An 8,290-nucleotide genomic window follows, 5' to 3' on the forward strand; every position below is an offset into this window, starting at 1 on the left:
GTCAGGGCGACGCGGGCGCGGGCGCCGGGAGGCTCGTTCATCTGGCCGTAGACGAGGGCGCATTTCGAGCCTTCGGTCGAGCCGCCGTTCTTGGCCGGGTCCACGTTCACGTTGGACTCGATCATCTCGTGATAGAGGTCGTTGCCCTCGCGGGTGCGTTCACCCACGCCGGCCAGAACCGAATAACCGCCGTAGGCCTTGGCGATGTTGTTGATCAGCTCCTGCATGGTCACGGTCTTGCCCACGCCGGCGCCGCCGAACAGGCCGATCTTGCCGCCCTTGGTGTAGGGGCACATCAGGTCGATGACCTTGATGCCGGTGACGAGGATTTCCGACGAGGTCGACTGCTCTTCGAACGACGGCGCCTCGCGGTGGATCGGGCGGTACATGGTGGTCTTGATCGGGCCCTGTTCGTCGATCGGCGCGCCGACGACGTTCATGATCCGGCCGAGGGTGCCGGGGCCGACCGGGGCCAGGATCGAGGTGCCGGTGTCGGTCACCGGCTGGCCGCGGGTCAGGCCTTCCGAGGTGTCCATGGCGATGGTGCGGACCATGTTCTCGCCGAGGTGCTGGGCGACTTCCAGAACCAGGGTGAAGGGCTGGCCGGTCTTCTGGTCGACGTTCTGCGTCTCCAGGGCGTTGAGGATCGCGGGCAGCTGGCCCTCGAACTCGACGTCGACGACGGCGCCGATGACCTGGGCGATCCGGCCCACGCCGGTGCCGGCCGTATAGGCGGCATTGCCGGTCGCGGCGGCGGCTTTCGGAGCCTTGGGAGCAGCCGGCTTCTTGGCGGCGGGTTTCTTGGCGGTGGTGTCGGTCATCGGTTCGTTCCGTTCGGAAGGTCGTGCGTGGCGTGTTTGGGCAAGGGTCGGATCAGAGGGCTTCGGCGCCGGCGATGATCTCGATCAGTTCGGTGGTGATCTGGGCCTGGCGTTTGCGGTTGTACTGCAGGGTCAGGCTGTTGATCAGGTCGCCCGCATTGCGCGTGGCGTTGTCCATGGCGGCCATCTGGGCCCCGAAGAAGCTGGCCTGGTTCTCGTACAGGGCGGCCAGCACCTGGGTCGTGATGTTGCGCGGCAGAAGCGTCTCGAGGATCTCCTCCTCCGACGGCTCGTATTCGTAGGTCGCGCCGTTCAGGTCGATCGGCGGGGCGTCGCCGTCGACCACGGCCGGGATCAGCTGTTTCGGCGTCGGCACCTGGGCGATGACCGACTGGAAGCGGCTGTAGAACAGGGTCACGACGTCGGCGTTTCCGGCCTCGAACTCCTCGGCGATCAGGGCCGCGACCGGCTCCGCCGCCGGCAGGCCGATGACCTTGTGGTCCGACATCTCGAAGGTGCGCACGAGGCGGTCGCCGTACAGGCGGCTCAGGCCGTCGCGGACCTTGCGGCCCACGGCGATGATCCGCACGTCCTTGCCCTCGGCGATCAGGCTTCGGATCCGCTCGCGCGCGGCCCGGATGACGTTGGTGTTGAACCCGCCCGCCAGACCCTTGTCGCCGGTGGCGACGACGATGAGGTGCTTCTGGTCCGAGCCCGTGCCGGCCAGCAGTTTCGGCGCGCCGTCGCCCGAGACGCCGGCCGCCAGGTTGGCGATCACGGCGGCCATCTTGCGGGCATAGGGACGGGCGCTTTCAGCCTGGTCCTGGGCGCGCTTCAGCTTGGCCGCGGCGACCATGTTCAGGGCTTTCGTGATCTTCTGCGTCGACTTAACGCTTCCGATCCGATTGCGCATTTCCTTGAGGCTGGCCATCCGGCGCTACTTTCTCGCTATCCGGTCCGGTCTCAGGCGAAGGTCTTGAGGAAGGCGTCCAGCACCGACTTCAGCTCGGCTTCGAGCTCGGCGGTGAGGTCCTTCTTGGCGCGGATGCCGTCCAGCAGGCCGGCGTTCGACGACTTGATGCGGGCCAGCAGCTCGCTCTCGAAGCGGCCGATGTCGCCCACCGCGATGCCGTCGAGGTAGCCGCGCGTGCCGGCGTAGACCGAGACGACCTGCTCTTCCATGGTCAGCGGGCTGTACTGGGGCTGCTTCAGCAGCTCGGTCAGGCGGGCGCCGCGGGCCAGCAGCTTCTGGGTCGAGGCGTCGAGGTCCGAGCCGAACTTGGCGAAGGCTGCCATTTCCCGATACTGGGCCAGCTCGCCCTTGATCGAGCCGGCGACCTTCTTCATCGCCTTGGTCTGGGCCGAGGAGCCCACGCGCGACACCGAGATGCCGACGTTCACGGCGGGGCGGATGCCCTGGTAGAACAGGTCGGACTCGAGGAAGATCTGGCCGTCGGTNNNGAGATCACGTTGGTCGGGATGTAGGCCGACACGTCGTTCGCCTGGGTCTCGATCAGCGGCAGGGCGGTCATCGAGCCCGAACCGTAGTCGGCGTTCAGCTTGGCCGAACGCTCCAGCAGGCGGCTGTGCAGGTAGAAGACGTCGCCCGGATAGGCTTCGCGGCCCGGCGGACGGCGCAGCAGCAGGGACATCTGGCGATAGGCCACGGCCTGTTTCGACAGATCGTCATAGACGATCAGGGCGTGCATGCCGTTGTCGCGGAAGAACTCGCCCATGGCCGTGCCCGAGAACGGGGCCAGGAACTGCAGCGGGGCCGGCTCTGAGGCCGTGGCGGCGACGACGATGGTGTAGTCCAGGGCGCCGCGCTCCTCGAGCGTCTTGACGATCTGGGCGACGGTCGAGCGCTTCTGGCCGATGGCGACGTAGATGCAGTACAGCTTCTCGCCTTCCGACGCGGCGGCCGCGTTGGTGCTCTTCTGGTTCAGGATGGTGTCGATGGCGACGGCGGTCTTGCCGACCTGACGGTCGCCAATGATCAGCTCGCGCTGGCCACGGCCGATCGGGATCAGGGTGTCGATGGCCTTCAGGCCGGTCTGCATCGGCTCATGCACCGACTTCCGGGGAATGATGCCCGGGGCCTTCACGTCCACGCGGCGGCGCTCGGTGAACTGGATCGGGCCCTTGCCGTCGATCGGCTCACCCAGCGGGTTGACGACGCGGCCCAGCAGGCCCTTGCCGACCGGGACGTCCACGATCTCGCCCAGACGGCGGACCTCGTCGCCCTCGGCGATCTGGTTGTCCTGGCCGAAGATCACGGCGCCGACGTTGTCGCGCTCGAGGTTCAGGGCCATGCCCTTCACGCCGGCCTTGGGGAATTCGATCATCTCGCCGGCCTGGACATTGTCCAGGCCGTGAATGCGGGCGATGCCGTCGCCGACCGACAGCACCTGGCCGACGTCGGACACGTCGGCTTCGACGCCGAAGGAGGCGATCTGCGACTTGAGGATGGCCGAGATTTCGGCGGCGCGGATGTCCATGACAGGCTCTCTGTTATCGTCTCTTGGGTCGCGGTCCCGTGTGGACGCGCGCTGCATTCTGGGTGCTGAAGCGGGCTAGGCCCGTTTCAGTGCGAACTTCATCTGGTCGAGCTTGGTCTTCAGCGAGGCGTCGAACAGTTTCGAACCGACCTTGACCTTGAGGCCGCCCAGGATCGACGGATCGACGCGGGCGGTCATTTCGGGGTCCTTGCCCAGCGAAGTACGCAGGGCGGACTGGATGGACTTCATCTGGGCGGCGCTCAGGGCCTGGGCCGAGACGACCTCGGCGGCGACGACGCCGGTCTTCTTCGCATAGAGCAGGTCGAAGCCGGCGATGACGGCCGTCAGATCGCGCGAACGGCCGTTCTGGGCCAGCAGGCCGAGGAAATTCTTCGTCACGCCGTTGAACTTCGCCTTGTCGGCGATGGCGGTCAGACCCTTCTGCTGGTCCTCGGCGGCGATCACCGGCGACTGGGCCAGACGGCGCAGGTCGGCGCTCTCGTTCCAGGCCGCGCGCAGCGAGGCCAGGTCGGCGCGAACCGCCTCCAGGGCGCCCGTTTCATCAGCAAGGTCGAACAGCGCCTGTGCGTAGCGCTCGCCGACTTCCGTCGTCCTGTAGTCGTCAGCCACTAGTCATGTCCGCGCGGTTAGCGTTCGGGTTGGCGACCGGCGGCGTGTCCGCGCCAGTCAAAGGTCTGAAATGCTTTGAGAAAGCACTTGGGGGACGCGTCTTGCAACGCGCCCTCCGGCTCAGCCGGGCGCCTGATAGCATCGTAACCCCCCGACCGCAACCGAGGCGGCGGGTCGCAGACCGTCTGATTGCCGCACCTTGATCAGTGGGCGGCGTGCCTGCCGCGGGGGATGACGTGCAGGATACCCACGATCACCCCGCCGGTCACGAGGCCGACAACCGCCGAGGCCGCCGCGGTCGCCAGCCATCCCGTGACGGGACCGATGAAGGGAACCTGCCCGGCGGCGTGTCCGAGGCTTTCGATCAGGCCGGGCACGAGATCGAGATGGTACTCGTGCAGGCCGTGGACCAGAATCCCGCCGCCGACCCACAGCATGGCCCCGGTGCCGATCGTCGCCAGTCCGGTGAGCACCATCGGCATGGCGCGGACAAGGCCTCGCCCCAGTGCGCGTGTTGAAGCCAGACGGCGCTCCGCCAGGTGCAGGCCGATATCGTCCATCTTCACGATCAGCGCCACGGCGCCATAGACCGCCACGGTGATCAACAGTCCGACCAGCGCCAGGGCCGCCGCCTGGGTCGCCAGCGGGCGTTCGGCCAGGTCAGCCAGGGCGATGGCGGTGATCTCGGCCGACAGGATCAGGTCGGTGCGGATGGCCGAACCCACCATCTTCTTTTCCTGTTCGACGGACGACAGGGCCAGCTCTTCCGGCGCGATCTCGCCGCCTCCGTGACCCGCCAGCTTCTCCCATATCTTCTCGGACGCCTCGAAACAGAGATAGGCGCCGCCCGCCATCAGCAGCGGCGTCAGAGCCCAGGGCGCGAAGGCGCTGATCAGCAGGGCCCCGGGCAGGAGGATCAGGAATTTGTTCTTCAACGAACCGAGGGCGATCTTGCCGATGATGGGCAGCTCGCGGGCGGGCGAAAAGCCCATGGCGTAACCCGGCGTCACCGCGGCGTCGTCGACCACCACGCCGGCGGCCTTGACGCCGGCGTGGCCGGCGGCGGCGGACACGTCGTCGACCGAGGCGGCCGCCATTTTGGCGATCGCGGCGACGTCGTCGAGAAGGGCGGCTAGACCTGAGGGCACGGTTCACCTGACAAGACGAGTTCGGTTCGTCCTTGGCTAGGCGAGCCCGGCAGCCGGGTCCAGAGGCCTGTTCCAGCGCGGCGCCCTGCCGCGCCTGCCGCGGTGGAAAATTCTGGCGCGGCGTCCCCACCTGCCTTATCCGGGAAGCATGACCGAAATCACCGCACTCCTGTCCGATCCAGCCGCCTGGGCCGCCCTTGTCACCCTCGTCGTCATGGAAGTCGTGCTGGGGATCGACAATCTGATCTTCATCTCGATCCTGTCGAACAAGCTTCCGCCCGAGCATCGGCAGCGAGTCCGCCGCATCGGTATCTCGCTGGCCCTGATCATGCGCCTCGGCCTGCTGTCGATGATCGCCTGGATCGTCAGCCTGACCGCGCCGGTCTTCACCATCATGGACAACGCCTTCTCGTGGAAGGACATGATCCTGATCGCCGGCGGCCTGTTCCTGCTCTGGAAGGCGACCAAGGAGATCCACCACAGCGTGGATCCCTCCAAGAGCGATGACATGCTGGAGAAGGACAAGGCCGACGTGGTCATCTCCAACGTCGGCTCGGCCATCTTCCAGATCATCCTGCTGGATCTGGTGTTCTCGATCGACTCCATCCTGACCGCCGTCGGCATGACCGACCATCTGCCGATCATGGTCGTGGCCGTGCTGGTCGCCGTCGCGGTCATGCTGCTGGCCGCCGACCCGCTGGCCAACTTCATCAACGAGAACCCGACCGTGGTCATGCTGGCCCTGGGCTTCCTGCTGATGATCGGCATGGTGCTGATCGCCGAGGGCTTCGGGGCCCATGTGCCCAAGGGCTATATCTACGCCGCCATGGCCTTCTCGGCCGGGGTCGAGGTGCTGAACATGTGGAGCCGCAAAGCCGCGGAGAAGAAACAGGCGGCCCAGGCGGCCCGTCAGGCGGCGCTGAACAAGGCCGAGACGGCCGAACCCGGGGTCTGACCGTGCGGGCGGGCGTCCTTCTCCTTGTTGCGCTGCTGACGCCACTGGCGGCGGCGGCGCAGACGCCGGTCCCGCCCGTTTCCGCCTCTGCCCCGGCGCAAACGCCGGTCCCGGTCTATGGATTCGAGGTCGTGCGCGTCTATCCGCACGATCCGACCGCCTTCACCCAGGGCCTGGTGTTCCGCGACGGCGAACTGCTGGAAAGCACCGGCCGTTATCCCTCAACCGTTCGCCGCGTCCGGCTGGAGGACGGCGTGGTCCTTCAGCGGCGCGAGCTGGACGAGGACTATTTCGGCGAGGGCCTGACCGCCATCGACGACCGCGTGCTGACCCTGACCTGGAAGGGCGGGAAGGGTTTTATCTGGGATCCCGTGACCCTCGAGCCCGAGGGCGAGTTCGCCTATGCAGGCGAGGGCTGGGGACTGACCGATGACTCGACGCGGCTGATCCTGTCGGACGGCAGTTCGATGCTGCGGTTCCTCGACCCTGAGACGCTGGCCGAGACCGGACGCGTCCGGGTCACCCTGCAGGGACGTCCGGTGAGCCAGATCAATGAGCTGGAGTGGATCGAGGGCGAGGTCTTCGCCAACCTGTGGCGGAGCGACACCATCGTTCGCATCGACCCGGCGACGGGCGTGGTCACGGGCGTCATCGACCTGACCGAACTGATGCCGGACCGCCGCGACCTGGATCCAACCGACGCCGTGCTGAACGGCATCGCCTGGGACCCGGTGGGCCGGCGGCTGTTCGTCACCGGCAAGAACTGGCCCAAGCTGTTCGAGATCCGGCTGACCGAGCCGCGCTAGAGGAAGCTGTAGGGGTCCACGTCCACCGACAGCCGCACCGACCCCGGCACCTTCACCCGCGCCAGCCAGGCGCGCAGAAAGCCCTGCAGGTCGACGTCCCGGTCGGCGCGGACCAGCAGGCGTTTGCGGCGGCGGCCGCGCACGAGGGCCAGGGGGGCGTCGGCGGGACCGTAGACTTCGAGGCGGTCGGCATTGGGAATCGAACCGGCCAATTCGCGCGCCAATTTCTCCACCGCGACCGCATTTTCACTCGACAGAATGATCGCCGCCAGCCGGCCATATGGCGGCAGGAAGGCCGCCTCTCGCTCGGCCAGTTCGGCGGCGACGAAGGCATCCCGGTCACCGGCCGCCAGCGCCATCAGAACCGGGTGCTCGGGCGTCCAGGTCTGCAGGATGGCGCGGCCCGGCTTGTCGGCCCGCCCCGCCCGTCCCGTGGCCTGGGTCAGCAGCTGGAAGGTCCGCTCCGCCGCCCGCAGGTCGCCGCCGCGCAGGCCGAGGTCCGCGTCGACCACGCCGACCAGGGTGAGCCGGGGAAAATTGTGGCCCTTGGCCGCCGCCTGGGTGGCGACGAGGATGTCGATCTCGCCGTCCGTCATGCGCTGGATCAGGGCGCGGGCGGATTTGGCGTCGGGCGTGGTGTCGGAGCTGAACACCGCCGTGCGGGCCTCGGGAAACAGCTGCCGCACCTCCTCCTCGACCCGCTCGACGCCGGGCCCGACCGAGACGAGGCTGTCGACCGCGCCGCAGGACGGGCAGTGTTTCGGCCGCGCCATGGTGAAGCCGGTCAGATGACAGACCAGCCGCCCGGTGTAGCGATGCTCGACCAGCCAGCTGTCGGTATCCGGCGCCGTCAGCCGGTGCCCGCAGGTCCGGCACAGGACCACCGGCGCATAGCCGCGCCGGTTGAGGAAAAGCAGGGTCTGTTCGCCCCGCATCAAGGTCTCGCCGATGGCCTCGCGCAGCGGCTGGGACAGCCAGGTCTGGGGATCGGGCGGGCACTGGCGGAGGTCCAGCAGCGTCACCTCCGGCAGCACCGCCGCCCCGTGCCGCGCCGCCAGCTTCAGCCAGCCGTAGCGGCCCTGGTGGGCGTTCCACAGCGTCTCCAGCGAGGGCGTGGCCGAGGCCAGCACCACCGTCGCCCCCTCGATCCGCGCCCGGGCCACGGCCAGGTCGCGGCCGTGATAGACCAGCCCCTCGTCCTGTTTGAACGAGCCGTCGTGCTCCTCGTCCACCACCAGCAGCCGCAGGTTCACATAGGGCAGGAACAGCGCCGACCGGGCCCCGACCACGATGTTGCAGCGGCCGGCGACGACCGCCTCCCAGACCTGACGGCGACGCGGCGGGGCGACCCCGGAGTGCCACTCGGCCGGCGCGGCGCCGAAGCGGGCGGTGATGCGCGCGATCAGGTCCTGGGTCAGGGCGATCTCGGGCA

At 68.0% G+C, this 8,290-nt stretch carries 6 protein-coding genes and 2 pseudogenes; 2 read left to right on the forward strand and 6 right to left on the reverse strand.

Annotated features, from left to right (window positions below; translation table 11 throughout):
* From B2742_RS00650 to B2742_RS00670, 5 genes and pseudogenes are all read right to left on the reverse strand, one after another.
* Positions 1-821: pseudogene (locus B2742_RS00650) on the reverse strand (F0F1 ATP synthase subunit beta); the annotation flags it as partial.
* A 52-nt stretch (positions 822-873) separates the two neighbouring features.
* On the reverse strand, positions 874-1,752 hold the full coding sequence (locus B2742_RS00655; protein ID WP_292061806.1) for a F0F1 ATP synthase subunit gamma: 879 nt from the start codon (positions 1,750-1,752) through the stop codon (positions 874-876).
* Between the two features lie 32 nt (positions 1,753-1,784).
* Positions 1,785-3,319: pseudogene (atpA, locus tag B2742_RS00660) on the reverse strand (F0F1 ATP synthase subunit alpha).
* A 75-nt stretch (positions 3,320-3,394) separates the two neighbouring features.
* Positions 3,395-3,949, reverse strand: a complete 555-nt coding sequence (locus B2742_RS00665; RefSeq protein WP_292061808.1) for a F0F1 ATP synthase subunit delta — start codon at positions 3,947-3,949, stop codon at positions 3,395-3,397.
* A 203-nt stretch (positions 3,950-4,152) separates the two neighbouring features.
* Entirely contained in the window at positions 4,153-5,097 is a 945-nt protein-coding gene (locus tag B2742_RS00670) for a DUF808 domain-containing protein (RefSeq protein ID WP_292061809.1), read from the reverse strand.
* Positions 5,098-5,245: 148 nt separating this feature from the next.
* On the opposite strand from B2742_RS00670, the gene B2742_RS00675 reads away from it, so the two are divergent.
* The gene (locus B2742_RS00675) at positions 5,246-6,052 is read left to right on the forward strand and encodes a TerC family protein (RefSeq protein ID WP_292061811.1); all 807 of its coding nucleotides are present in this window, start codon (positions 5,246-5,248) and stop codon (positions 6,050-6,052) included.
* 2 nt (positions 6,053-6,054) lie between these two features.
* Entirely contained in the window at positions 6,055-6,858 is an 804-nt protein-coding gene (locus B2742_RS00680) for a glutaminyl-peptide cyclotransferase (protein WP_292061813.1), read from the forward strand.
* Here the strand turns inward: B2742_RS00680 and priA are convergent.
* On the reverse strand, positions 6,855-8,290 hold a 1,436-nt coding region (gene priA / locus B2742_RS00685), incomplete at its 5' end, for a replication restart helicase PriA (protein ID WP_292061815.1). The two genes, B2742_RS00680 and priA, sit on opposite strands and share 4 nt — an antisense overlap.

It is taken from the genome of Brevundimonas sp. UBA7664 (assembly GCF_002483305.1).
Classification (GTDB): domain Bacteria; phylum Pseudomonadota; class Alphaproteobacteria; order Caulobacterales; family Caulobacteraceae; genus Brevundimonas.